Genomic DNA, 22,099 nt, shown 5'->3' on the forward strand with positions numbered 1-22,099 from the left:
TTATATTTTGAAACGCTTTATATGTTCTTTTAAGCCATTATCATGCAATATTTCAATTTGTTTATCACCTAATAAATCAAAATGCGGATAGCTGCTTCTTGCATCAATCCACTCTGCTTTTAATCCGTACTGCTCTCCCCAGTCGATCAGCTTAGCTGTATCACTGCACCCTGCTTTTGTTACAGAATGTGCGTTAGGAAAACGGTCATCAAGCCAGTAATGAGTCAAAAAAGCCAGTTCCCCTCTGGAAACTTTCTGTTTCCACTCGTTCAATTCTGCTCTTGTAATGCCGAAAGCCATGTTAATCCCTCTTTTTTGCCTCTTCATAGGCCCGGTGCCATTCCGGATAATGTTTTTTGAACTGAATCGGCTTGAATGTGTCTTTTTTCACACAAACATGAGTGGAAAAAGCAGTTGCTGCTGTTTCACCTGATGGAGCCAAAATCTCATAGCCGTATTTTACCCTCACGCCCGTATATTCCTCAACCCAAGTATGTATAACAGCTGTTTCTCCAAATTTCATCGGTTTTTTATATTTTATATCCAAATCAACAACAGGAGACAGAATCCCTTCCTCCTCCATTCCCGCATAGGAAAATCCAAGATCACTGATCAGCTGTGTTCTTCCCACTTCAAGCCAGATCACATAATTGGCATGATAGACCACACCCATCTGGTCCGTTTCCGCGTAGCGCACTTCTATTTCTTTTTTTGAAATAAACATGTTTCTCTCTCCTTCATGTACTAGCTTACTGCATTAATCATATCATATATTCTGCTCTGTTTTGACTGCTCGCGTCTTGTGCAGAGAATGCGCAGTATAACATATTTTTTGTTTACATAATTATATTATATGTTCATTTTGTGGTCTTACTTCTCTTTTTGCTGCATTATTTTTACGGGTATTGCTGTTTTGAAAGAAAATTAATGCTTTTTCATCGCGAACCCTAACCAAAAAAATGCTTTACTGTCCACAATGAATAATTTACTGGCGGGTTTAGTCAGTTTATTGGCGAAAATCCTGCCTTTACTGTCCATTTTTCATTTTTTACGGGCGAAAACAGCTATGCAACTGGCCAAACGCTCAATCCGCGATATTCTAAACAAAATCCAGGCCGGCCAGATGGCCGGCCTGGATATTTAACGCTGTTCGTCTTCTCTGTAGCCTGTTTCACGGGCATGCGCTTCGTCTTTAATTTCAGACCTCATGGCTGCAAGAGAATCCTCCCGACGTGCATTTTTCGCCATAATGGCTTCCCGTTCTTCCTCTGTTGAACATTGCATGGTTTCATGCGATTTTTCAATGTTCATGATCGTATTTTGGACCATATCCTGCAGCTTTTCCACGTTGTCCGTTCTGTTGTCCGGATTTGGTTTGTTTTGTTTATTCATAATGAGCTCCCCCTAATAGAAATTGTAGTAGCTATTCCCCTTTAGTCTGCATAACCTGTGCATGCTTGCCTGAAGTGTCCTGCATTTTTTTTCCATTATTATTACCGAAGCTCCTTGGCTTAGTTCCAATATGGTTTGGTGTAAACGTGCTTTGCTTGTTTTGTGAGTTGGTCAAAATAACAGCCCCCTTTCCGGATTATTTTTTCCGAAATAGGGGGCTGTTATCAAAGATACTTGCCATATCCATTATTTTTCTGTAAAGCGCTGTTCAATTTTGTCTTCCACTTTGCTTAAGAATGCCTCATCCTTCAGCAATTCTTTTTTATTTTCTTGTACCAGTTCTTCAAAAGTAAGTTTTTTGATCTTTCTCATGCTAGGCCTCCGTTAGATTCTGCACTTTTCCTAAAGTTACAGAAGTTTCTAACAGTTTCGCCAAATTCTGAACTGTCTATACTACATTCACTAGAGCTTTTTAATTTGGCTGTTGTTTCAGTTTCAGGCGTTTAATAACTAACTTCTTTCTAAACTCAGACTAAAATTTGGAGGCTAAATCTTCTTTAGAAAGTTCTCCTCTAACAATGTGTTTTATGGTACCTTGTTCATCCAGAAAAAAAGAAACAGGATATGAAAACACTTGATAGTCACCAGAAACTTCTGCATTATAGTCCAGCCCTACTGGAAATTTCAGATCCCTTTTTTTCAAGAAATTCCTAACGTTTTCAATACTTGGTTCATTGGCAGTAACATTTATTGTTAAAACTTTAATTTCCGGATGGTCCTGCTGGTATTCCTTTAAAAGCGGCATTTCCTTTTGACAGGGGCCGCACCAGGAGGCCCAAAAATTGATCAGCACTTTTTGGCCTTTATAATCAGCAAGCCGTGCTGACTGCTTATCAAGAGACGGCAGACTGAAGTCAGGCGCTTTGTTTCCAGCCTCCGCTCCGACTGGGGCATCCTTTGGGAGGAGTAACTGAAATAGCGCGGCACCTGCAAGTGCTGCGATAAACAGGATTGCTGTCCACTTTTTCAACTGTTTCCCCCCTTGGCCATTTTTTCTTCTCTATTTTTATATTTCAACAAGCCTTTAGATATATCCTTTTTCCTGAGATCAATGCAGAAAAAAAGAACGGCCGAAGCGGCCGTTCTAAATCAATCAGTTATTTTTCAGTTTGTCGCGAAGGACCATTTGAAGAATACCGCCATGACGGTAATAGTCAATTTCAACTTCACTGTCAAAACGGACAAGAACATTAAACTCAGTTACTTTGCCAGCTTCGTCAGTTGCACGCACTTTAACGATATCACGCGGTCTGACAGATTCATCGATTGCAACTTCGATGGTCTCTTTACCAGTCAATCCAAGAGTGTCCGCATTTTCGCCTTGTTTGAATTGAAGCGGCAAAACGCCCATCAATACAAGGTTGCTGCGGTGAATGCGCTCAAAGCTTTCCGCAATAACCGTTTTAATGCCAAGAAGGTTTGTTCCTTTTGCTGCCCAGTCACGGGAGCTTCCCATGCCGTAATCTTTACCGGCAAATACAGCAAGGCCTGTTCCATCTTCTTTATACTGCATGCAAGCATCATAAATGGAAGTTACTTCATTTTTAGGCCAGTAAGTTGTATATCCGCCTTCAGTTCCAGGTGCGATCTGGTTGCGGATACGGATGTTGGCGAATGTTCCGCGCATCATCACTTCATGGTTTCCGCGGCGTGATCCGTAGGAGTTGAAGTCTCTTGGAGAAACTCCTTTTTCCTGCAGATAGCGGCCTGCCGGAGTATCCTTGCCGATGGCGCCTGCTGGTGAAATATGGTCAGTTGTGACAGAATCACCGAATTTTGCTACAACACGAAGGCCTTTAAGCGGTTCAACTGTTCCAGCTTCAGGAGAAAGACCGTCAAAGAACGGCGGGTTCTGAATGTACGTAGAATCAGCATCCCATTTGTAAAGGGCATCATCTGTTGTTTTGATTTCATTCCAGCGTGCATTATCTTCAAATACACGATTGTATTCTTTACGGAACAATTCAGGCGTTACAGTTTGAGCAACAACCTGCTTGATTTCTTCCTGGCTAGGCCAGATGTCGTTGAAGAAAACATCGTTTCCGTCTTTATCTTTTCCGATTGCATCTTTAGCAAGGTCGATATCTACTGTACCTGCCAGCGCATAAGCAACAACAAGCGGCGGTGAAGCCAGATAGTTGCCTTTCACAAGCGGGTGAATACGGCCTTCAAAGTTACGGTTGCCGGAAAGAACAGAAGTAACAAGCAGGTCATTTTCTGCTATAGCCTTTTCGATTTCTTCTGCAAGCGGTCCAGAGTTTCCGATGCAAGTTGTGCAGCCGTAGCCTACAAGGTTAAAGCCGAGCACTTCAAGGTAAGGAAGCAGTCCGGAATTTTGCAGATAGCCTGTAACAACTTTGGATCCTGGAGCTAGAGATGTTTTCACATACTCAGGCACATTCATGCCCTTTTCCACTGCGTTGCGGGCAACAAGGCCGGCGCCGACAAGGACGTATGGGTTAGAAGTATTTGTGCAGCTTGTAATTGCGGCGATCGCAATCGCACCTGTCTTCATGACTGTTTCATTGCCATTGGCAAGCTTAACAGTAACTTCTTTGTCCATTTCTTTTGCTTCCAGTCCAAAGCCCTGATTGCCTGCAGGAGCAGTCAGATGATTATGGAACGTTTCTTTCATATCTGACAGCGGAATCAAATCCTGAGGACGCTTTGGCCCTGAAAGATTCGGTTCAATAGCTGAAAGATCAATGTTCACAGTATCTGTAAAAGTTGGATCTTCCAAGTCAGGTGTGTAGAAAAGGCTGTTTTCTTTGCAGTATGTTTCAACTACATCGATTTGGCTTTCTTCACGGCCAGTTAAGCGAAGGTAGTTTAATGTTTCGCCGTCAACCGGGAAGAAACCGCAAGTTGCACCGTATTCAGGAGCCATATTGGCAATCGTTGCACGGTCTGCTAGCGGAAGCTCCGCCACGCCTGGGCCGTAGAATTCAACAAACTTGCCGACAACACCTTTAGCGCGCAGTACTTGTGTAACTTTCAGCGCAAGGTCAGTTGCCGTAGTGCCGGCAGGCATTTTTCCTGTCAGTTTAACACCGATTACTTCAGGAACCGGGAAGTAAGAAGGCTGTCCAAGCATTCCGGCTTCTGCTTCAATTCCTCCGACACCCCATCCTAATACACCAATTCCGTTGATCATTGTTGTATGGGAATCTGTACCGACCAGGGAATCTGGAAATGCAATTGTTTCGCCGTTTTCATCCTGGGAATGAACAACGTTTGCCAGATATTCAAGGTTTACCTGATGCACAATTCCAGTTGCCGGCGGAACAGCACGGTAGTTGTCAAACGCTTTTTGCGCCCAGCTTAAGAACTGGTAGCGCTCAGTATTTCTTTGGAACTCAAGCTCCATATTGAATTGAAGAGCATCATCCGTACCAGCTTTATCAACCTGCACAGAGTGGTCAACAACAAGGTCAACTGTTTTTTCAGGATTGATTTTGTCAGGGTCTCCTCCAAGATCAGCCATTGCCTTTCTTAAAGAAGCAAGGTCAACGACTGCAGGAACACCTGTAAAGTCCTGAAGGATGACTCTGGAAGGCTTAAATGGAACATCCACTTCTTTAATGCCTTCTGTGCCCCATTTGGCAAGGTTTTCAACGTGTTCTTTCGTAATAACGCGGCCGTCTACCTGGCGAACCACTGATTCCAAAAGAACCTTAATGGAATAAGGAAGCTTTGTAACGTTTCCCAGTCCTGCATCTTCTAATGCTTTTAGTGAGTAGTAGTTGTACGTTTTTCCATTCAGCTCGAAATTTTTGCGAGCCTGAAAAACATCATGCTTTGATAACTGTTGTTGTTCAGCCATAAATTTCTCCCCCTTAAAGCTTGATCGACTGCTGTCGAAACCGGTTTCATCTACCGGTGCATAGCATACAAATTAATCTTAATACAACCTTATACATAAGTAAATAACAATGATGTTATTGAAGAAGATAAGTTTGACTTATCAACATAATGATTTTCTAGCGGTAATGATTGCAGAAAATGCTTTTTTCCCCTGAACAAGCCTTATTGCTTTTTTGCACCTCTTCAGGATCATTATAGTGGAAACACGAAAATTTAAGATTCTGCCAAGCATTTTATCCACATCTTTCTTCTTATGCCGAAGCCATTTTTAGAACATATTATCCGTAAGGAGCGTGAAAAATATGGCGAAAAGAAAATCAAATCATGTCATCCCAGGTATGAATAATGCCAGCTCTCAAGGCATGGGAGCGGGCTATAACGAAGAATTTCAAAATGAACCGCTGACAGCGGAACAAAGACAGAACAACAAAAAAAGGAAGAAAAATCAATAATTCAGAGAAGTTTTCAACAAAAAAAACGGCGAAAACTCGCCGTTTTACATGTTCCTGTCCATTTCATCGGCAATTGTCTCAATTTCCTGCTGGAATTCATCCAGCCGGCTGTTTTGGGTAGCTGATGCATTTTCCCTTGCCGAATCAATTTGAGCAAAAGCTTCGTTAACCTCTTCTTTTACATGCTTCATTTGCGAGCCGTAATCAGCATCTTCCTTTGACACTGCATGGTTCAGTTCAACCGCGTCAGCTGCGCTCTGCTGTGCAGCCTGAAAGCTCTGCTGTTTATTTTTATGGTAAGGCATAAGAGTCACTCCCTCGTGAAATATGATTCATTAGGATAGTGTTGCTTTTATGCAGAAAAAATATCCCGTTTTTCATTAAAGGAGGAAACAGCATGTCCAATAAAAACACTGGCAAAGATATGAGAAAAAACGCTCCTAAAGGCCACCAGCCTGGTCAGCCTGAGCCGCTTGACGGATCAAAAAAAGTAAAAAACAGAAATCATACAAGACAAAAGCATAATTCAGGACATGATTTTTAAGAACGTTTTTCATTAAATTGAATAAAATGGCGGCAGCTTTTAAAAGGAGGCAGCCGCTGTGAATGAATTAAATGGAAAAAGCAGCTTTCAGGAGGGTCTGGAGCTTTTTCTTGAGGATCCTTTTACCGGGTTTTGGGATGATTATGCCTTTCGGATCGATGTATACGAAAGGCATGATTCCTATTTGATAGAAGCTTTAATGAGCGGGGCAGCTCCTGAATGGATTACTGTGGCTGCCGAACAAGATCAAGTGAGGATAACTCTTATCGTAAGTGAAGAAAAATCTGAAAGAACCGTTTTTCTTCCTATGGCAGCAAACAAAGAAATATCGGCCTGCCTGCAGGACGGCATTCTCGAGATAACAATTGACAAGAACGGAGCTTCAGGCTATCCCTCAAATAGAACGATACCTGTCCAATATAAAAAATAAAACTGCTCTGAATCATGTCCAGGGTTATTTTTTGTTCTTCCCGCTGGATTGGTTTTCAAGCTTGATTTCAATCGTTTTGCTATCTTGTTTACCGCATTTTTCACAAAAGGAGCCTTCTTGGACAAACGCCATACAGTTAGGACAGTAGTTTTTAATCATAGTTTCCACTCCTAAGGCTTTTTTTAAATGTATGTTTCAATTGTCCAATTGTTTCGTGATTAAAGCGGATTTTCTAATTTTTCATTCTTCTGAAATATTTTCTGAAAAAATAAAGGGACTTCCAGTATAATAAAGGAAAACAACAGCATATGAGGTGAGAAGGATGTTGCTTGGCGGAATGTTTTTATGGTTCATTCTGCTGTGGATCTTGCTCATGGCAGGCCTGCTTGGAATCGGCGGATTTTTTATGTTCAGAAAGTTTCTCAAGCGTTTGCCGAAAGAGGATGGAAAGTCAGAATTGGATTGGCAGGAGCACTATATTGAAAAGTCCAGCCACCTGTGGCAGGAAAGAGAGAAAACGCTTTTGGATTTTCTTGTTGAACCTGTTCCTGAGCTGTTTCGGGATATTGCCAGGGCGAAAATTGCAGGAAAAATCGGTGAACTCGCTTTAGAGGAAAAAGCTTCCAGGGTAACAGAGGACCATGTTATTCGGGGGTACATTTTAGCAACTCCTAAAAGAGACCATAAATTTTTAAGAAAACGCCTTAAGGAAAAACAGATTGATGAAACTCCCTATCATGCGCTTTTCCAATAAATTCAGATCAAAAAAGCGTGCCGGACAGAGCCGGAACGCTTTTTTTTGCTGTATTAGGTTACATGAATTTTAGGCGGGTGCAGCTTGCTGTAAAGTTTTTTGTAGGAGAAGTACATCGCAATTCTCCAAGGGAGAAGCATACTGAAGGCGAGGAGAAAAAACATTCCTCCCAGTTCCCCTACATCAATTGTACTGCTGAGGTAGGACTTTAAGGCAATCCTGATAAATAAAAGGCCGAATAGGACAAAAACAAAGGCTTTAGAACGTTTTAAGTAAATATCGCTGTCACGCACTTCAAATTTAGAGGTTGCAATCAGCAAAATAGAAAAAAGAGCGCCGATGATCACCGATTCAAGGATTTCAGCCCCTGAAATACGAAACTGTGGAAAAATGTACATCAAAGCACCGGTACTCATAAAAAATGGAGGAAGGATAATCTTCTTCGCACTGGCAGGCTTTTTTGAGGCTCTCATTCTGACAAACATAACTAAGATGCCCATTACAACTGCCACGATGGAAGAAATAACAACCATGTCCATTTGCATCATCCTTTTTTTTCGCGTATAAGCCTATTATAAACCTTTCATGAAGAAAAAACCATTTCAGAATCCGCCTCTGAAATGGTTTTCATTATCAGCCTATTACTCTTTGTACAGCTTCAGCAACACGATTTTTATCAAAAGGCTTTACTATAAAATCCTTTGCTCCTGCTTCAATTGCATCCACAACCATCTTCTGCTGCCCCATGGCAGAACACATAATCACTTTGGCGTTTGGATATTCTGCCTTTATCTCTTTCAGTGCTTCAATGCCATTTTTTTCAGGCATTGTGATATCCATGGTAACAAGATCAGGCTGCAGCTTTCTAAACTCTGCAACCGCTTCTTCTCCGTTTTCTGCTTCGCCGGCAATCTCGTGTCCGGCTTCCTGCAAAATGTTAGACAGTGTTATACGCATAAACTTAGCATCATCAACAATAAGAACTCTTGCCATGCCAGACTCCTCTCCGCTCCTCATAAACGGCTTCTGATGTATGTATTATACCAAATAAATTCAATAAAAATAGTCTTTTAGACTCAAAATAAATAAAAATTTAGGACTAAAATCCTGTAAACCCTGTAGTCTCTGAAAAGAAGATAATGATCTTTGTCATCCAGTTGAAAAATAACAGGACTCCCATTGCAATCATTAGAGTGCCGCCAGCTTTCATCAGGCGGATGTTAGCGGTCCGGAACCATTTCAGCTTGCCGAGGAAAAAGGACAGGACGAAAAACGGAACAGCGAATCCGGCAATATAAGCAAGCATATAGAGCATTCCTTGATCTGGATGGCTTCCCGCAAGCAGTATAACAGCTGATAATATAGGTCCTGTGCAAGGAGTCCATCCTGCAGCAAAACCAAGCCCGATCACAAAGGTGCCAAAGAGACCTGCAGGGCGGTTCTGGAACTGAACGCGTCTCTCTTTTGCCATAAATTTCGGCTGAATCACCCCTGCAACGACAAATCCTAGAAAAATGATTGCGATAGCGCCAATTTGCCGAATAAAGTCCTGATAGCTTAGGAATAGTTTGCCGACAAAAGAGGTGCCAAATCCTATAGCGATAAAAATGAGCGAAAAACCAAGGAGAAAAAACAGCGTATGCAAAAAGCTGCTTTTTTGCAGCATGCCTTTTTCATTTTTCAGGCCATGGACAGAAACACCTGTTATATAAGACAAAAATGCTGGATATACCGGCAGGCAGCATGGAGAAATAAAAGAAAGAAATCCAGCTCCGAATGCTAAAAAAACATTTAATCCTCCTGACATCTCCTTAAAACTCCCTCTCCTCTTTTTGACTATTCTATCAAATCACCTATAAATATCCTATGTCACTCTGTGTTTCAATTATATGTCAGTTTACTAACAACTTAAACACAAATCTTTTAGACAGATCCCTTTGTCAATTATAATAGTAATGCTCATTGCAGCAGTCTTTCCAGTAAATTTTCATAAGCGGCCGCAGAAAGGATAGGTAAAAGTGTCAAAAAGAGAAATGAATGAAAAAATTGAGAAAAAGCGGGCCGAATTAATTGCCGCTGTCAGAAGCCTAGGGCTGGCATCTTCACTCGCCATTCAATTTAGCCAGGAACTTGATCTCCTGCTGAATGAATATGAAAAATGCTTGTCCTGCAGTGAATGATTAGCATTGCCCTTCACATAAATAGGAAACTATAAATAATAAAAACCATCTTTTCTAAGAAGTTTCAAAGAAAAGATGGTTTTGATTTTGATAGTCATGTAAGAGAATAAATTTCTCAGCGCTTTTATTTCAGCTGCTGATTGTTCATTGCCTTCATCATCTGATTGATTTTCTTTTGGGATGGTTTCATTCCCATTTGCATCATCATCATTTTAAGCATTTGTTCATTAATCGGCGGGTTTTTCTTTAAATAAGTCATCATATAACGGCGAGCAATGAAAAAGCCCAGCGCAACGCCCGCAAGCAGCGCCAGTACAATTGCTAAAATGCCTACCCATAACGGCATGGTACTTCCTCCTTCAAGTTGTCTATTTTACAGTGTACTAAACCAATCGATATTATACAATATTTGCTCATTAATTTCTGCTTTTTTAGACAAATTTTCTCTCTTTTACGGGATTTAGCCACCCGTATTTATTACTTTGAAAATCCATTGCCAGAAAACAAGGGGCATAGCTTCTCAATATTTCAAAAAAAACTGTTTCAGCTTCAACGCTTCCAGCGGCATTCATTTCAAGGAATCCACTCTTCACAATCAGCGTGGCATTTCCTTTATTCCGCATCAGCTCTAATTTATGTATTTGGCCGATTCTCTGGTATTCCGGCCTGCTGCAGAGATGCATCTCCAGCAGCTGATTCATTTCAAAGACAGGTATTTCTTTCGTTATATAGGCAACTTGCTTTTTAACTATGGAATAAGAAGGATCTTGATAGCTTGTCCATTGGTATTCTTTAAAAAAAGAAAACATCTTTGCTTCTCTGCCAAAATAATGGCCTGCAAATTCTTCTTCTATTAAATAAATAAAGAAATGTCTCATCCTAATCCCCGCCCCATCCAATTGGTTAATTGCCATTATAATACACTTACCCAAAATTTCTTGTCTGAAGGCGGAACAAGCTCTCACTTTTTTTGTCGATTTTTGGCATATTGAATAGAAAGGGCGCTCCTATAAGGAACGCCTTTTCCAGTGGTCTTATTAGTTGATTAAGGCTTTCAGGCGCGCTGCCACATTTTCCTTTGTAAAGCCGAATTCCTGCATAATTTTCTCTCCAGGAGCAGATGCGCCGAAATGATTAATTCCAAGAACGTCTCCTTCATCTCCGGTGTATCTTTCCCAGCCAAATGGAGAGGCAACTTCAATAGCAAGACGTTTCTTAACATCCTTCGGAAGAACAGACTGCTTGTATTCATCAGACTGCTGTTCAAATCGATCCCAGGATGGCATGCTCACGACAGCTGTGTCAATGCCGTCCTTCAGCAGTTCTTTTTGGGCTTCAATCGCAAGCCCGACTTCTGATCCTGAGGCAAGGAGCAATGCGTCAGCTGTTTCCTTTTGAGATGGTGAAATCGTATATGCCCCTTTTTCGACTCCTTCAAAAGCAAGATCACCGCTTTTTTCGAAAGTCGGCAGGTTTTGCCTTGAAAGCACAAGAGCTGTTGGTACAGATTTCGAGCGCATCGCCATCACCCAGGCTGCTGCTGTTTCATTGCCGTCGCCAGGGCGGATGACAGAAAGGTTCGGCATCGCCCTTAATGATGGAAGCTGCTCAATCGGCTCATGCGTCGGTCCGTCCTCTCCGACTGCAATGCTGTCATGTGTGAAGACATATGTTACAGGCAAGCCCATCAATGCAGCAAGCCTTATGGATGGACGCAGATAATCGGAAAATACAAAGAATGTACCGCCGAATACTTTTAAGCCGCCATGAAGCGCCATTCCATTCAGCGCTGCTCCCATAGCAAATTCCCTGACGCCGAACCAGATATTGCGCCCGCTGTAATCTTCTGCAGTGAAGTCTCCTTCATCTTTAATGGTTGTTTTATTGGACCCGGCAAGGTCAGCTGCGCCGCCAAAGAAAAACGGCACTTTTTTAGCGATGGCGTTAATGGCTTCTCCTGAGGAAGCCCGTGATGCAAGCGATTTTCCTGCTTCATACTCAGGCAATTCGCTGTCCCATCCTTCTGGAAGCTCACCCTTAATAGCCATTTTCAGCTGGTTCGCAAGCTCTGGATGCTCGCTTTCATACTTCTTAAAGAGCTCGTTCCACTCCTGCTCTTTCTTTTCTCCTTTTTCTGCAACTGTTTCGCGGAAATGAGAATATACTTCCTCAGGGACATAAAAATCTTCTTCAAATGTCCATTTATAAGCTTCTTTTGTAAGCTTCAGTTCGTCGCTTCCAAGCGGTGCTCCATGCACGCCATGATTGCCGGCTTTATTAGGGGAACCGAAGCCGATAATGGTTTTTACTTCAATGAGTGTCGGCTGAGAAGTATTTTTCTTCGCTTCTTCGATGGCAGCAGAGATGGCTCCCAGGTCATTTCCGTCTTCCACCCTGATAACCTGCCAGTTCAGCGCCTCATATCTCGCCTGGACGTTTTCGCTTTGGGACTGATCAAGATCGCCGTCAAGCGAAATATCATTAGAGTCAAACAAAACAATCAGTTTTCCAAGCTTTAAATGGCCTGCGAGTGAAGATGCTTCATTTGATACGCCTTCCATCAAGTCACCATCACCGCAAATAGCAAAGGTGTAATGATCCACTACATCAAAATCGTTTTTATTATATGTACTCGCCAAGTGCCTCTCAGCCATTGCCATACCGACTGCCATGGCAACGCCCTGTCCGAGCGGACCTGTTGTGGCGTCAACTCCAGGAGTATGCCTGAACTCAGGATGCCCAGGTGTTTTGGAATTCCACTGGCGGAAGCTCTTAATATCATCCATACTGACTTCATAGCCGCTTAAATGGAGCAGGCTGTATAACAAGATAGAACCATGCCCTGCAGATAGAACAAACCGGTCACGGTTAAACCAATCCGGGTTTTTAGGATTGTGATTCATGTAATTTGTCCAAAGCTCATAAGCCATTGGTGCAGATCCCATCGGCATACCAGGATGCCCGGAATTAGCTTTTTCCACTGCATCAATAGATAAAGTTCGAATTGTTGCGATACTCAGATCCTCAATTTTTTGCATCACAAAAACCTTCCTTTCATATCTTAAAATGCTTACTCTTCTATCATATCTGCTCTGCTTAGGTTGTACAACTTATACAATTTCTTACCCGAAATCATCTTGTTGTATCATCTGCTCACAAGGCGCAGGAAATACATCGTTTTAAACAAACAGCTAAAACAGGGCCATATTTGGCATACCACTCTTGTAGCTTCTTTAAGCATTTATTTGAATAGTGCTGCACTTGGCTTAGCGCCATAAAAAAAGAAACACCCTAGTGAGTGTTTCTTTAATGGAGATTTTTCTTTTCTCTTTTCAGCTTTTCCGGTGTAACATCGTTTCCTTCCGGATCTATGACAGTAACATTTTTAAGCGTGTTTTTCATGGATCCTCTGAAAGCTTTAAGGTATTCTTCGCGAAGCTTTTTTTGCTCTGCCTTTTCAGCTTCTGTCAGACCTTCTGACTTTGATTTTTTAGCCAGCAGGTTAATTCTGTTTACTTTATCTTGTGAAAGCATATCAAATCTCCTTTAAATCCTTCGGTATTGCCATCTTACAAAAAACTGTGTAAAATGGCAAACCATGCGTTTTACTCTATAGGCTTTCCTCTTTCTCTATTTCTTTCATCGCTTCCTGATATCTCCTGTGTACTGTCGCCTTGGAAACCGAATAGCCGAAACCGCGCAGTGTTGCAGCAATTTCAGCAAAAGTGAGCTTATTTTTTTTTAATCTGATGATTTCTTCCACTGGCACCTCAATCTTTTCTTTTCCGCCGGCGGGCTGTCTGTGATCCAGATTTTTCTCCGGCCGGTATCCGTTTTCTACCGCTTTTTTCATGCCGCGCCTTATTTTCATGTTATGTATTTTCCGCTGGTATTCTTCTACAATACTGACAATATCCAAAACCATTGAATCTGCTTCAGAAAGCTGCAGCTTGCCCCTGTGGGAGATAGTAAAGATTGCTGCGCCTTCTTTCAACAGCACGTGAAGAATTGCCATCCTGGCATTCCCCCGCCCAATACGGGTTTCATCCTGTATTAACACCGCATCTGCCTGTTTCTGCTTGACTGCATCCAGCAAATTAAGGATTCCGTCCCTTTCAATTTCATACCCGCTTGCCTGTTCTGAAATAACCTGGATCACTTCCATGCTGTATTCCTCTGCAAGAGCAGTTAATTCTTCCCGCTGCCTGTCGAGCGAGGTTTCCTGCTCTGCCTTTGATGTACTGACCCTGCAATATATCACTGCTTTCAATCCTTTAGCACCTGCTTATCTAATGCAATATTTTTTGTTTCCGAAAGAGACTCCTTCTTAACAGGAATAATGACTGATTCACCCGGGTGGATGACAGCCGTTGTTAAATGATTGTTATCCTGCACCCACTGTACAAAATCCGTTTTGGAAAGACCGTGCAAATCCTGCATTCTGTCAGCAAGGGTCCAAAGATTATCCCCTGCCTCCACTTTCACAGTCGCGTATCCGTCCAGCTTTTTTTCCCCGCCGGTGTAGGCAAGAGCCAATATAATCGTAATCATTAATGCCATAAAAGTAAAAATATAAGGAAGAGAATCTTTACGGAACATCTTTTTTCCCCCATTCAGAATGTTTGTTCGCATTTTATGTTTTTAGTATAATGCGAACAAATATTCTATGTCAATCTCTTTTTTCGAACTTATGTTTGTATTTACAGGAAAAACATGCTATAATCAGCATTAATTACTTGAGACGAGAGGTGTAAGGGATGACGACGAAACTGTCCAGAAGACAGCAGGATATACTGGAGTTCATCAAAACTGAAGTTAAGAAAAAAGGCTATCCGCCTTCCGTAAGAGAGATTGGCGAAGCAGTGGGCCTTGCATCCAGTTCAACCGTTCACGGACATCTTTCCCGCCTTGAAAGCAAAGGCCTCATCAGAAGGGATCCGACAAAGCCGCGGGCTATCGAAATACTTGAGGAAGAATCGGTTTATCAGATTCCAAAGAGCACGGTCATTAATGTACCTGTAATAGGTAAAGTAACAGCCGGCGTTCCAATCACAGCCGTTGAGAACATTGAAGAATACTTTCCCATCCCTGACCGTTTTGTAGCCCCTGATGAGCATGTTTTTATGCTTGAAATAATGGGAGACAGTATGATTGAAGCAGGAATTCTCAACAGGGACCTTGTGCTTGTCCGCCAGCAGCAGACAGCAAACAACGGAGATATTGTGGTGGCTATGACAGAGGAAGACGAGGCAACAGTCAAAAGGTTCTTCAAAGAAAAAGACTATATCCGCCTGCAGCCGGAAAACTCAACAATGGAGCCCATTATTTTAAGAAATGTTTCAATACTTGGAAAAGTAATCGGCGTCTACCGCACTGTACATTAAAACTTGTCCGGCTTTTGGACAAGTTTTTTCTTGTTGAGGGACTTCACTTTTCAAATTAAGGAGCAGGCAGCATCAGGTTCCTTGCATTTCAATACAGGATGGTGAAACAGCAAAAGAAGCGTGACGGGTGCCGTCACGCTTCTTTTGCTGTTTCATTCTTTTTCATTTAAAGAGAACTGGAGGCCTCTTTCAAGAGCTCTGAAAGCAGCTTGTAATCAGGAGAGTCGCCTTCTTTAATCTTTAGCCATTTTCGCTCTTCTGGGCCTTGAAATCCATTTGGCACTTTCATTCCGCTGGTGTTCATAATCATAAATGCAATGGCATCTTTAGAAGGGGAAATAACTGCGGCATAATGCCCGTTTTTTAAGAAATGCGGCTTTTTATATTGAATTCTTTCTTCAGCCTCAGGAATGCATTCATGCACCATCTGCCGCAGCTGATTTGACACATCGGCTTTCCAGGATGGATCCATTTTTTCAATAAACGCAGTAACTTCATGATTCATTGAAGTTTCCCCTTTTTTATAAATTTTTTTATAGCATCAGAAAAATGTATTTATTTGGATATTCACTTTTAATATACCATTCTTGTAGATTAAGTAAAATATTTTCCTGCGCTTGTTTTCGGTTAAATGGTTAATAATTTATCTTACTTACCTTCATTAATAGCAGAGATCCTCATAGAAAACTCTTTAAAACTCATTTGTCCTAAGGCAAACTTTGTACTTTGAACAAATATACGTTCATTTTTCGTTAGTTCTCGGTCAGCTGTCTTCTCAATCCAGTCAGTTTCTATCTCTAGACTATCTAAAACATGCTTTTGTTTTGAAAAAGCTTCATAGTATCTTAATCCAAATTTCCTTTGAGAGATGCTGTCAATATGAATGCCATCTGGATTTGCTGTTAAGCCTTTTGCCGTTACAAAATAGCAATTTTTTTCGGAATGAGCAACCTTAGAAAGTATTTCGTTTATTTGTTTATATTCTGCTGCACTTTTTCCAAATCCGGCCTTTCCAAGAAAATGTCCCAATTCACCGATCATAATCGGGATATCTGGTTCATTTAATTCCTCTCTTAAATGCTTAAACAGTGAAAGTAATTTTTCCTCATACGTCTTATACCGTTCTCCGTAACTGTCGCTCTCTCCTTGATGCCACAAAATCCCCGCTATTTCACTTGTTTCCATCGCGAATTTCGCCTCTGAAATTGCATGTCTTGTTAATATTCCATCGTTTCCCCATTCATCAATAGAGCTCCCTCCCTCGGCACAGGGAATAATTCCGATGGAATCTCCCGGATGATCGTCTGTCCAAGCCTGAGCAAAAGAGGCTGCCGGCCCAACTCCGGATATATGACGATCAAAATTCAGCGGCTCTGCCATCATTTGCCAACGGCCGTTTCGCAGCATTTTAATGTGTTCATTATAAATAGGAGATACATCCTCAATAAATCCTCTTCCTGCCATGTTTGACTGTCCGATTAATAATATGGATTTCATAATAAAAACCTCTTCCTTTGTTTAAAGGGCTAATTAGAGTAAATACGATAAAAACATAGATTATTTAAACTATTATGTCAAGTTGATTTTTACTTTATTCATAGCCAGATAGTTTGATAATGCAGAAAAAATAAGAATCCATAAATGATATCTTGCGTGTATTAAATGTAACTAATTCTACGTGACATGTGAGCTTTTTTTGATTCCACATCCCTTGGATAAACAGCTTCGAATCATTATTTTCATTCTATGTATTGGATCATACACTTTGTTTTCATACAAAACTACAGATTCCAGTAAGCCTGCCTGCAACTAATAAAAAAGCACAGAACGAGTCTGTGCTTTTCATAAGATCTTATTGCACGCCTACTGCTGTATAAGCAGCTTCAACTGCTTTTACTTCTGCGGAGGAAACGCCTTTGATGTCCGGGTAAAGATCACGTGCAGCCTGGATGGCGGCTTGGCGCATCTGACTGAAGTCGGAGCTGGCATTCAGGTAGGTGGTAATTGTTCGGTAGAAAATCTTTTGTGCTTTGTCTTTGCCGATTCCCGTCACAGTCACGCCATAATGGGTGCCGCCGTTTGTAATCAGGTAAGCCGCTTTGTTATTAATGCTGCTGTTAATGTGTACGCCACCATGATCTAGGGTTCCAAGGTAGCGTTTATCATAATGATCCGGATAGCGGCCGTCTTCTGTATACCCTCCGAGCCTTATTGAAGCAGGATCGCTCAGTGAGCGCAGTCCGTCTCCCGGTTTATTTGGTGTCCAGATGTCCTCTCCCATCAGCCATAGATCATCTCCTGATTTGTTCTCAATAAATGATCCCATGATATCAGCGAGAGATTCGTTTAGTGCACCTGGTTCATTTTCGTAAACAAGGTTGGCTGTTTTCTCTATCACTCCATGCGTCATTTCATGCCCAATCACATCAAGGCCGCCCGAAAGGGAAATCATCTGATTGCCATCACCATCTCCGTACAGCATCTGCTTTCCATTCCAAGCCGCATTATTCCACTTGTCTCCGATATGTACGGTAGATACAAGCTGCATTCCATTTCCGTCAAGCGAGTTGCGCTGGAATGTCTTCTTGTAGTAATCGTACACTTTGCCAGCGTTCACATGGGCGGAAACCGCTGCCGGATCATAGAAAAAGTTTTTCATGCTTGTCACTTCATATCCTGTAAAGCCAAAAAGGGCAGAAAGCAGAATAAACGGCGTCTCTCCCAGGCGGATGGCATCAAAGGTGTGCATCCCCTTGCCCCGCGTACCATCATACAAATAGTAGGTTCCATCTGCAGGATCTTTTACAGCCTGCAGCGATTGAAGATTGCCGAAAATATCCATTCCCCGCGCTGCAGCAGGCTCTGTGATTGGAGGCATTTTCTTTACGGATGTTTGCGCAGCAGGACCCGCAGCGGGCACCGGATTTTTATCGCTAAAATCAAATGCTGTATCATGAATGGTATTGAAGCTCTTGATGATATTGCCTGTTTTAGCATCAACAAAATAATGCCAATATCCAGGTGCCGGCATGGTTGTGGACGCCTTAACATAATATACAAGGCTGTTGTTATCATTCGGATCGATTATCAGCTCAGATTTAATGCCATCATAATCCTCGACCTTTCCAATCTTTTCCTCAATACTTCCTTTTACTTTATCCACTGCCTCATCACTTGAGATGGCTGCATCCGTATTGACAATTTCAAGAGAGGCTTCATTGGCGATGGTGCCAAAGTAAGCTTTCACATTGTTGCTGTTATCCAGCGCAATGGTTTGTTCCGCTCCATAGACTGAGACCCCATTCACCTGCTGCTTTGTTTTTACAATAGTGGTATTTGTACTCGCATCACTTTTCTGGCTGATGATTTTAAAATGAGCCTTTGTATCGTTAGCAGAAACTTTCCCTTTACTTTTCGGCTGAAGAATTTTGGACTGCAGAAAAGCATAGACAGCATCTTCCCTTGATAATCCGTTTGGCGAATTCCAGGTTTGTGTTATAGACATCGGTTTAGCCAGCGTGTTTTTTACCTGAGTTTGGGCAGAAACCAATCCGGTCCCCAAGGCCATACTGCTCAATACGATTGTTGCTGCCAATACAGCAGGAAGCTTCTTTTTCTTCTGATTCTTCCTTCTCACTTGCATCACCCCTCAATTAATTTGTAAATCACCTCCAATTATTGTGAGTTCCGTCTACATTGGTCAATTGGGTTATTCAAAGTCAGTGCGGACAAGTTCCTGCTTACTGCTTCGACATGTCTACTCATGATTCTACTCCCATTCGACAATGAAATAACCCGATATACTTACCAGTTTCCGTCTTATACGATGTTATCAACAAAGCAGACAAAGGAACTGAATGTCGCATGAAAAGACCACTTTCCACTCATCCAGTGTTTACAAGCCTGTTGCTTCTATTTTTATATACAGCGTTTCATAGCATTGGTGAGACAAAGGCCGCCTATTCAAGCCAGAACGATCAAGTCATGGCCGTCACGGCTGCTGTCGTCTTTCCCTCTACCATTCATAAGTTGAGGGATGAAGCTTCTAAGAACGCTGACGCCATCCAAAGTCTAACTCAAACACACTTGGAACTACTGTCTGCTGGTGATCTGCTCGCGTTAAGAAAAGGGCTAATCTTCGAGACAGAGCATTTGCAGACTATTCAGCAAGAAATCAACAGCTATGAGCGAAAAACAGAAGATAGTAAGCGCAAGGAAGAATACCGTTTCGTTATAGAAGGATCTGCTGTTCTAAACAAGTTGGTTGATAAGAGCAAGGCGCCCTCTTTTCTAAGCCGCCTCAATCTAGCCCTCATTGACACACAGCAGCAGGGAAAGGAAAAAGCACAAGGAAAACATCCTGATCCAACAAAAAAATTAGAGAACGCAGCTGAAAACAAGCCATAATAAACGGCTAAAAAACACATGGAGGAGTATATGAGAAAACATTTGATGATTACCAAGAAAATCATAACAGCCACTACAATGATTCTTTTCTGCGCGCTGGTCTTTACAGTTCTAATCTCCAAAGCTTCCGGAGAATCACCAGCATTCTTTCATTATCAGCTAAAAGCTGTCCTTTCCGGATCCATGGAGCCGACATTTATGACGGGGTCCGTCATCCTCATTAAAACGGGAATTAATCCCTCTTCTTTGGATAAAGATCAAATTATTACGTTCCGATCGCAGGATAAAATAATTACCCACAGGATTGCAGGAATGCAAATAATCAAAGGGAAGACGCTCTATCAGACTAAGGGTGACAATAACGACGCTCCTGACCTGGACTATGTTAGCCCAGAAAACATCTTGGGACTTTATACAAATCTCACGATACCTTATGCGGGTTATCTTATGAACTACGCCAATTCACGGTTCGGATCAGCTCTTCTGCTAATTCTTCCGGGTCTGCTGCTTGTTATCTCTTCGGTCCGAACCATCTTTGCAGCTTTTAAAAAACTTGAAATGAAAAATGTCTGAAACCTGGTTGATCCTATGAGCTGCATGCAGCAAGCCATAGATTAATAATAAAGATTGAAGTAAGGGAGGAAATGAAAAATGGGTTTTGCAAAGAATGCTAGTAAGGGTTTTATAATGGCAGCACTTGGATTTTCATTGATCGGAGGAGGTACATACGCTTATTTTAGCGATAGTGTCAATACACAGAATACGTTCGCTTCCGGTACATTGGATTTATCTGTCGATCCCGAAGCTGTCGTGAATGCGGACAATCTGAAACCTGGTGATGAGATAAAACGCGAATTCACCCTCGCCAATGATGGGACTCTCGATATTTCAAAAGTGCTGCTTGATACCGATTATTCAGTAATTGATGCCAAGCTTAACGGTGCCGCAAACCAGGATGACCTGGCCAAGCATATCAAAGTCACTATTATGTATAACCAGGCCAATGCAACTTCGCCAGTAATCGAGACTACCCTGTATGAACTGAAGAGCCAAAAACCCGATCTTACAGCCATTGACGATTACGTAGGGAACGATACTCGCCCTGATGGGTTAAAGCCTGGTGAAAAAGAGAAAATTATTGCATTGTTTGAATTTGTGGACAATGGACAAGACCAGAATGAGTTCCAAGGAGATTCCTTGAAGGTGAATTGGAAATTCAATGCGGAACAGATGGCAGGTTCACTCGATTCTAAATAAAGCATGAGGGCTCCGCAGAATCTTGCGGAGCCTTTTTATTTCAAATCAGCATGCCCCGTGACTTGCAAGGTTTTTTCCAGCTGATTGGATGCTAAATAGTATTCATAAAGCACCCTTCCATACCGGTCCTTCAGTAACAATTGTTTTTTTTCACTAAAATAGGGGAAAGCAACTTGTTCAACGTACTCATAAAAATCTGATTGTTGATCTTTTATTTTTAAAGACAGCAATTGAAACAGAATAGTATATAATTCATTATTTCTTTGCTTTGATAGAGCCAGACCCCTGCTTATCTTGTTCATCAATGTTTTCTTAGTAGAGAGTTCACCTTCCACGCAGCAGTCAATATAGTTATAAAGCCTTAGCAAGTAGGTTGCTGTTCCTTCACTATCCATGGACAGAGCTTCCTGAAAATATTTCTTTGCTTTAGCATATTCTTTTTTATTTAAAAGGATATGTCCTGCATTATTTAAAAGCGGTGCTTTCTTATCAAATGCGCCAATTAATTCACAGTCCTGGATCAAGCTTTGGTATCGTTCAATAATCTCCGGATAATTTGGATAATCATCCATGCTCAGCTGGACCAGCATTAGCGATTCCGCGTTGATAGCCGCTAAATAATTATTGGTACTCTTAAAATATAAAAGAGCCTTAGATGCATAGTGATAAGCCATCACATGATTGTTGATACAATTATAAGCAATCGCCAGATGGACATAATACTCTTCGTTCTTGTATACTTCTATATCAATTTTTTTTAGAACATGGATGGCCTTATGCTGGTATTCATTTGAACTTTGGTAAAGGTAATACATTCCTAAAACGTGGCAGTACAGGTTTTTTTCAAATGGATTGAGCTCCGCTAAGTTTTGCTTCACTCCATCCAGAATAATTGCAACTTGTTCTTCTTTGCGGTTAATGAGATAATACCTTGCCTTCAGGAGCTGATAATAGGCCTTGTATTTCGCAAATTTTACTAAAGGAGACTGCTCTAATTCTATCTTTAACTTCTCCATTACATTTTTCCGATTCATGATAATGGCCTGATGCCACAGATCCAGCTCTTTACTTAAGTTTTCAAAGGATTGAATCTCATTTTGAATATTGATTCCAAGGCGTTCGGAGAATAGAGCAATAATATCTGCTGAATACGCTGTCTTCCCTCTCTCAATCTTGCTTACATGCGTTGTTGTACAAATTCCTTCACCCAATTGAGCCTGAGTCATCCCCATTTTTTCCCTGTAAAACTTTATAATTTTCCCTGTTGGCATACCTATGCGACCTCTTCTCAGTGGATTGTAATTACATATTTATTACTCATATTCGGGCAACTTCCTCCCTAAATTTATAAAAAAAAGAGTATTTAGGGAATAAA

At 41.6% G+C, this 22,099-nt stretch carries 31 protein-coding genes; 9 read left to right on the forward strand and 22 right to left on the reverse strand.

Going from position 1 to position 22,099, the window contains the following annotated elements:
* The 7 genes from LRR81_RS05335 to acnA form a co-directional block, all read right to left on the reverse strand.
* On the reverse strand, positions 1–300 hold the full coding sequence (locus LRR81_RS05335; RefSeq protein WP_231788238.1) for a hypothetical protein: 300 nt from the start codon (positions 298–300) through the stop codon (positions 1–3).
* A gap of 1 nt (position 301) precedes the next feature.
* On the reverse strand, positions 302–724 hold the full coding sequence (locus LRR81_RS05340; RefSeq protein ID WP_231788239.1) for an acyl-CoA thioesterase: 423 nt from the start codon (positions 722–724) through the stop codon (positions 302–304).
* A 416-nt stretch (positions 725–1,140) separates the two neighbouring features.
* Positions 1,141–1,392: a small acid-soluble spore protein Tlp gene (gene tlp / locus LRR81_RS05345; protein WP_231788240.1), complete on the reverse strand. Its 252-nt coding sequence runs from the start codon at positions 1,390–1,392 to the stop codon at positions 1,141–1,143.
* A 31-nt stretch (positions 1,393–1,423) separates the two neighbouring features.
* Complete coding sequence (locus LRR81_RS05350) at positions 1,424–1,567, reverse strand: acid-soluble spore protein N (RefSeq protein WP_231788241.1); 144 nt, start codon at positions 1,565–1,567, stop codon at positions 1,424–1,426.
* A 71-nt stretch (positions 1,568–1,638) separates the two neighbouring features.
* Entirely contained in the window at positions 1,639–1,764 is a 126-nt protein-coding gene (locus LRR81_RS05355; protein WP_231788242.1) for an FbpB family small basic protein, read from the reverse strand.
* 160 nt (positions 1,765–1,924) lie between these two features.
* Positions 1,925–2,422 carry a TlpA family protein disulfide reductase gene (locus LRR81_RS05360; RefSeq protein ID WP_231788243.1) on the reverse strand — a complete coding sequence of 166 codons (498 nt, stop codon included), beginning with the start codon at positions 2,420–2,422 and terminating at the stop codon, positions 1,925–1,927.
* A 123-nt stretch (positions 2,423–2,545) separates the two neighbouring features.
* Entirely contained in the window at positions 2,546–5,275 is a 2,730-nt protein-coding gene (acnA, locus tag LRR81_RS05365) for an aconitate hydratase AcnA (protein WP_231788244.1), read from the reverse strand.
* A 343-nt stretch (positions 5,276–5,618) separates the two neighbouring features.
* Here acnA and sspO point away from each other — a divergent pair, with 343 nt between their 5' ends.
* A complete protein-coding gene (sspO, locus tag LRR81_RS05370) occupies positions 5,619–5,768 on the forward strand; it encodes a small acid-soluble spore protein O (RefSeq protein ID WP_231788245.1) in 150 nt (49 codons plus the stop codon).
* Positions 5,769–5,812: 44 nt separating this feature from the next.
* Here sspO and LRR81_RS05375 read toward each other — a convergent pair whose 3' ends face one another.
* Complete coding sequence (locus tag LRR81_RS05375; RefSeq protein WP_231788246.1) at positions 5,813–6,073, reverse strand: hypothetical protein; 261 nt, start codon at positions 6,071–6,073, stop codon at positions 5,813–5,815.
* A 92-nt stretch (positions 6,074–6,165) separates the two neighbouring features.
* On the opposite strand from LRR81_RS05375, the gene LRR81_RS05380 reads away from it, so the two are divergent.
* On the forward strand, positions 6,166–6,312 hold the full coding sequence (locus LRR81_RS05380; protein WP_231788247.1) for a small acid-soluble spore protein P: 147 nt from the start codon (positions 6,166–6,168) through the stop codon (positions 6,310–6,312).
* A 58-nt stretch (positions 6,313–6,370) separates the two neighbouring features.
* Positions 6,371–6,742 carry an Hsp20/alpha crystallin family protein gene (locus LRR81_RS21335; RefSeq protein WP_231788248.1) on the forward strand — a complete coding sequence of 124 codons (372 nt, stop codon included), beginning with the start codon at positions 6,371–6,373 and terminating at the stop codon, positions 6,740–6,742.
* A 24-nt stretch (positions 6,743–6,766) separates the two neighbouring features.
* Here LRR81_RS21335 and LRR81_RS21190 read toward each other — a convergent pair whose 3' ends face one another.
* Positions 6,767–6,901 (reverse strand): hypothetical protein, encoded by a 135-nt coding sequence (locus LRR81_RS21190; RefSeq protein WP_269448491.1) that lies wholly within the window; start codon positions 6,899–6,901, stop codon positions 6,767–6,769.
* Between the two features lie 166 nt (positions 6,902–7,067).
* On the opposite strand from LRR81_RS21190, the gene LRR81_RS05390 reads away from it, so the two are divergent.
* Entirely contained in the window at positions 7,068–7,496 is a 429-nt protein-coding gene (locus LRR81_RS05390; RefSeq protein WP_231788631.1) for a DUF2621 family protein, read from the forward strand.
* Positions 7,497–7,549: 53 nt separating this feature from the next.
* Here the strand turns inward: LRR81_RS05390 and LRR81_RS05395 are convergent, their stop codons facing one another.
* The 3 genes from LRR81_RS05395 to LRR81_RS05405 all read right to left on the reverse strand — a co-directional run bounded on the left by LRR81_RS05395 (position 7,550) and on the right by LRR81_RS05405 (position 9,303).
* The gene (locus tag LRR81_RS05395) at positions 7,550–8,035 is read right to left on the reverse strand and encodes a CcdC family protein (RefSeq protein WP_231788249.1); all 486 of its coding nucleotides are present in this window, start codon (positions 8,033–8,035) and stop codon (positions 7,550–7,552) included.
* A gap of 94 nt (positions 8,036–8,129) precedes the next feature.
* Entirely contained in the window at positions 8,130–8,489 is a 360-nt protein-coding gene (locus LRR81_RS05400; RefSeq protein WP_231788250.1) for a response regulator, read from the reverse strand.
* 106 nt (positions 8,490–8,595) lie between these two features.
* Entirely contained in the window at positions 8,596–9,303 is a 708-nt protein-coding gene (locus tag LRR81_RS05405; protein ID WP_231788251.1) for a cytochrome c biogenesis protein CcdA, read from the reverse strand.
* 211 nt (positions 9,304–9,514) lie between these two features.
* On the opposite strand from LRR81_RS05405, the gene LRR81_RS05410 reads away from it, so the two are divergent.
* A complete protein-coding gene (locus LRR81_RS05410) occupies positions 9,515–9,676 on the forward strand; it encodes an aspartyl-phosphate phosphatase Spo0E family protein (RefSeq protein WP_231788252.1) in 162 nt (53 codons plus the stop codon).
* Positions 9,677–9,800: 124 nt separating this feature from the next.
* Here LRR81_RS05410 and LRR81_RS05415 read toward each other — a convergent pair whose 3' ends face one another.
* The 6 genes from LRR81_RS05415 to yneA all read right to left on the reverse strand — a co-directional run bounded on the left by LRR81_RS05415 (position 9,801) and on the right by yneA (position 14,275).
* On the reverse strand, positions 9,801–10,022 hold the full coding sequence (locus LRR81_RS05415) for a YneF family protein (protein ID WP_231788253.1): 222 nt from the start codon (positions 10,020–10,022) through the stop codon (positions 9,801–9,803).
* Between the two features lie 85 nt (positions 10,023–10,107).
* Positions 10,108–10,554: a sporulation inhibitor of replication protein SirA gene (gene sirA / locus LRR81_RS05420; RefSeq protein WP_231788254.1), complete on the reverse strand. Its 447-nt coding sequence runs from the start codon at positions 10,552–10,554 to the stop codon at positions 10,108–10,110.
* A 159-nt stretch (positions 10,555–10,713) separates the two neighbouring features.
* Positions 10,714–12,714, reverse strand: coding sequence for a transketolase (gene tkt / locus LRR81_RS05425; RefSeq protein WP_231788255.1), 2,001 nt, complete (start codon positions 12,712–12,714; stop codon positions 10,714–10,716).
* 268 nt (positions 12,715–12,982) lie between these two features.
* Entirely contained in the window at positions 12,983–13,210 is a 228-nt protein-coding gene (locus LRR81_RS05430) for a DUF896 domain-containing protein (protein ID WP_231788256.1), read from the reverse strand.
* A 76-nt stretch (positions 13,211–13,286) separates the two neighbouring features.
* The gene (locus tag LRR81_RS05435; RefSeq protein WP_231788257.1) at positions 13,287–13,946 is read right to left on the reverse strand and encodes a YneB family resolvase-like protein; all 660 of its coding nucleotides are present in this window, start codon (positions 13,944–13,946) and stop codon (positions 13,287–13,289) included.
* Complete coding sequence (gene yneA, locus LRR81_RS05440; RefSeq protein ID WP_231788258.1) at positions 13,943–14,275, reverse strand: cell division suppressor protein YneA; 333 nt, start codon at positions 14,273–14,275, stop codon at positions 13,943–13,945. The genes LRR81_RS05435 and yneA overlap by 4 nt, the downstream gene beginning before the upstream one ends.
* A gap of 158 nt (positions 14,276–14,433) precedes the next feature.
* On the opposite strand from yneA, the gene lexA reads away from it, so the two are divergent.
* Positions 14,434–15,060: a transcriptional repressor LexA gene (lexA, locus tag LRR81_RS05445; RefSeq protein WP_231788259.1), complete on the forward strand. Its 627-nt coding sequence runs from the start codon at positions 14,434–14,436 to the stop codon at positions 15,058–15,060.
* Between the two features lie 166 nt (positions 15,061–15,226).
* On the opposite strand, the gene LRR81_RS05450 is transcribed toward lexA, so the two are convergent.
* From LRR81_RS05450 to LRR81_RS05460, 3 genes are all read right to left on the reverse strand, one after another.
* The gene (locus tag LRR81_RS05450) at positions 15,227–15,565 is read right to left on the reverse strand and encodes a DUF1801 domain-containing protein (RefSeq protein ID WP_231788260.1); all 339 of its coding nucleotides are present in this window, start codon (positions 15,563–15,565) and stop codon (positions 15,227–15,229) included.
* 143 nt (positions 15,566–15,708) lie between these two features.
* Complete coding sequence (locus LRR81_RS05455; protein ID WP_231788261.1) at positions 15,709–16,557, reverse strand: sialate O-acetylesterase; 849 nt, start codon at positions 16,555–16,557, stop codon at positions 15,709–15,711.
* 355 nt (positions 16,558–16,912) lie between these two features.
* The gene (locus tag LRR81_RS05460; RefSeq protein WP_408631582.1) at positions 16,913–18,697 is read right to left on the reverse strand and encodes a M4 family metallopeptidase; all 1,785 of its coding nucleotides are present in this window, start codon (positions 18,695–18,697) and stop codon (positions 16,913–16,915) included.
* 227 nt (positions 18,698–18,924) lie between these two features.
* Between LRR81_RS05460 and LRR81_RS05465 the strand changes: the two genes are divergently transcribed.
* From LRR81_RS05465 to LRR81_RS05475, 3 genes are all read left to right on the forward strand, one after another.
* Entirely contained in the window at positions 18,925–19,467 is a 543-nt protein-coding gene (locus tag LRR81_RS05465) for a hypothetical protein (RefSeq protein ID WP_231788262.1), read from the forward strand.
* A 30-nt stretch (positions 19,468–19,497) separates the two neighbouring features.
* On the forward strand, positions 19,498–20,040 hold the full coding sequence (sipW, locus tag LRR81_RS05470) for a signal peptidase I SipW (protein ID WP_231788263.1): 543 nt from the start codon (positions 19,498–19,500) through the stop codon (positions 20,038–20,040).
* A 78-nt stretch (positions 20,041–20,118) separates the two neighbouring features.
* Entirely contained in the window at positions 20,119–20,724 is a 606-nt protein-coding gene (locus LRR81_RS05475) for a TasA family protein (RefSeq protein WP_231788264.1), read from the forward strand.
* Between the two features lie 35 nt (positions 20,725–20,759).
* Here the strand turns inward: LRR81_RS05475 and LRR81_RS05480 are convergent, their stop codons facing one another.
* Positions 20,760–21,995, reverse strand: a complete 1,236-nt coding sequence (locus tag LRR81_RS05480) for a helix-turn-helix domain-containing protein (protein WP_231788265.1) — start codon at positions 21,993–21,995, stop codon at positions 20,760–20,762.
* Positions 21,996–22,099 lie beyond the last annotated feature (104 nt).

The organism is Metabacillus kandeliae (assembly GCF_021166585.1).
Classification (GTDB): Bacteria; Bacillota; Bacilli; order Bacillales; family Bacillaceae; genus Metabacillus_B; species Metabacillus_B kandeliae.

What these genes read in the sequence shown, in the direction of transcription:
- LRR81_RS05335 (WP_231788238.1), bottom strand. Translation starts at nt 300, where the DNA reads ATGGCTTTCGGCATTACAAGAGCAGAATTGAACGAGTGGAAACAGAAA.
- LRR81_RS05340 (WP_231788239.1), bottom strand. Translation starts at nt 724, where the DNA reads ATGTTTATTTCAAAAAAAGAAATAGAAGTGCGCTACGCGGAAACGGAC.
- tlp (WP_231788240.1), bottom strand. Translation starts at nt 1,392, where the DNA reads ATGAATAAACAAAACAAACCAAATCCGGACAACAGAACGGACAACGTG.
- LRR81_RS05355 (WP_231788242.1), bottom strand. Translation starts at nt 1,764, where the DNA reads ATGAGAAAGATCAAAAAACTTACTTTTGAAGAACTGGTACAAGAAAAT.
- acnA (WP_231788244.1), bottom strand. Translation starts at nt 5,275, where the DNA reads ATGGCTGAACAACAACAGTTATCAAAGCATGATGTTTTTCAGGCTCGC.
- sspO (WP_231788245.1), top strand. Translation starts at nt 5,619, where the DNA reads ATGGCGAAAAGAAAATCAAATCATGTCATCCCAGGTATGAATAATGCC.
- LRR81_RS05375 (WP_231788246.1), bottom strand. Translation starts at nt 6,073, where the DNA reads ATGCCTTACCATAAAAATAAACAGCAGAGCTTTCAGGCTGCACAGCAG.
- LRR81_RS05380 (WP_231788247.1), top strand. Translation starts at nt 6,166, where the DNA reads ATGTCCAATAAAAACACTGGCAAAGATATGAGAAAAAACGCTCCTAAA.
- LRR81_RS21190 (WP_269448491.1), bottom strand. Translation starts at nt 6,901, where the DNA reads ATGATTAAAAACTACTGTCCTAACTGTATGGCGTTTGTCCAAGAAGGC.
- LRR81_RS05395 (WP_231788249.1), bottom strand. Translation starts at nt 8,035, where the DNA reads ATGGACATGGTTGTTATTTCTTCCATCGTGGCAGTTGTAATGGGCATC.
- LRR81_RS05400 (WP_231788250.1), bottom strand. Translation starts at nt 8,489, where the DNA reads ATGGCAAGAGTTCTTATTGTTGATGATGCTAAGTTTATGCGTATAACA.
- LRR81_RS05405 (WP_231788251.1), bottom strand. Translation starts at nt 9,303, where the DNA reads ATGTCAGGAGGATTAAATGTTTTTTTAGCATTCGGAGCTGGATTTCTT.
- LRR81_RS05415 (WP_231788253.1), bottom strand. Translation starts at nt 10,022, where the DNA reads ATGCCGTTATGGGTAGGCATTTTAGCAATTGTACTGGCGCTGCTTGCG.
- sirA (WP_231788254.1), bottom strand. Translation starts at nt 10,554, where the DNA reads ATGAGACATTTCTTTATTTATTTAATAGAAGAAGAATTTGCAGGCCAT.
- tkt (WP_231788255.1), bottom strand. Translation starts at nt 12,714, where the DNA reads ATGCAAAAAATTGAGGATCTGAGTATCGCAACAATTCGAACTTTATCT.
- LRR81_RS05430 (WP_231788256.1), bottom strand. Translation starts at nt 13,210, where the DNA reads ATGCTTTCACAAGATAAAGTAAACAGAATTAACCTGCTGGCTAAAAAA.
- yneA (WP_231788258.1), bottom strand. Translation starts at nt 14,275, where the DNA reads ATGTTCCGTAAAGATTCTCTTCCTTATATTTTTACTTTTATGGCATTA.
- lexA (WP_231788259.1), top strand. Translation starts at nt 14,434, where the DNA reads ATGACGACGAAACTGTCCAGAAGACAGCAGGATATACTGGAGTTCATC.
- LRR81_RS05450 (WP_231788260.1), bottom strand. Translation starts at nt 15,565, where the DNA reads ATGAATCATGAAGTTACTGCGTTTATTGAAAAAATGGATCCATCCTGG.
- LRR81_RS05455 (WP_231788261.1), bottom strand. Translation starts at nt 16,557, where the DNA reads ATGAAATCCATATTATTAATCGGACAGTCAAACATGGCAGGAAGAGGA.
- LRR81_RS05465 (WP_231788262.1), top strand. Translation starts at nt 18,925, where the DNA reads ATGAAAAGACCACTTTCCACTCATCCAGTGTTTACAAGCCTGTTGCTT.
- sipW (WP_231788263.1), top strand. Translation starts at nt 19,498, where the DNA reads ATGAGAAAACATTTGATGATTACCAAGAAAATCATAACAGCCACTACA.
- LRR81_RS05475 (WP_231788264.1), top strand. Translation starts at nt 20,119, where the DNA reads ATGGGTTTTGCAAAGAATGCTAGTAAGGGTTTTATAATGGCAGCACTT.
- LRR81_RS05480 (WP_231788265.1), bottom strand. Translation starts at nt 21,995, where the DNA reads ATGCCAACAGGGAAAATTATAAAGTTTTACAGGGAAAAAATGGGGATG.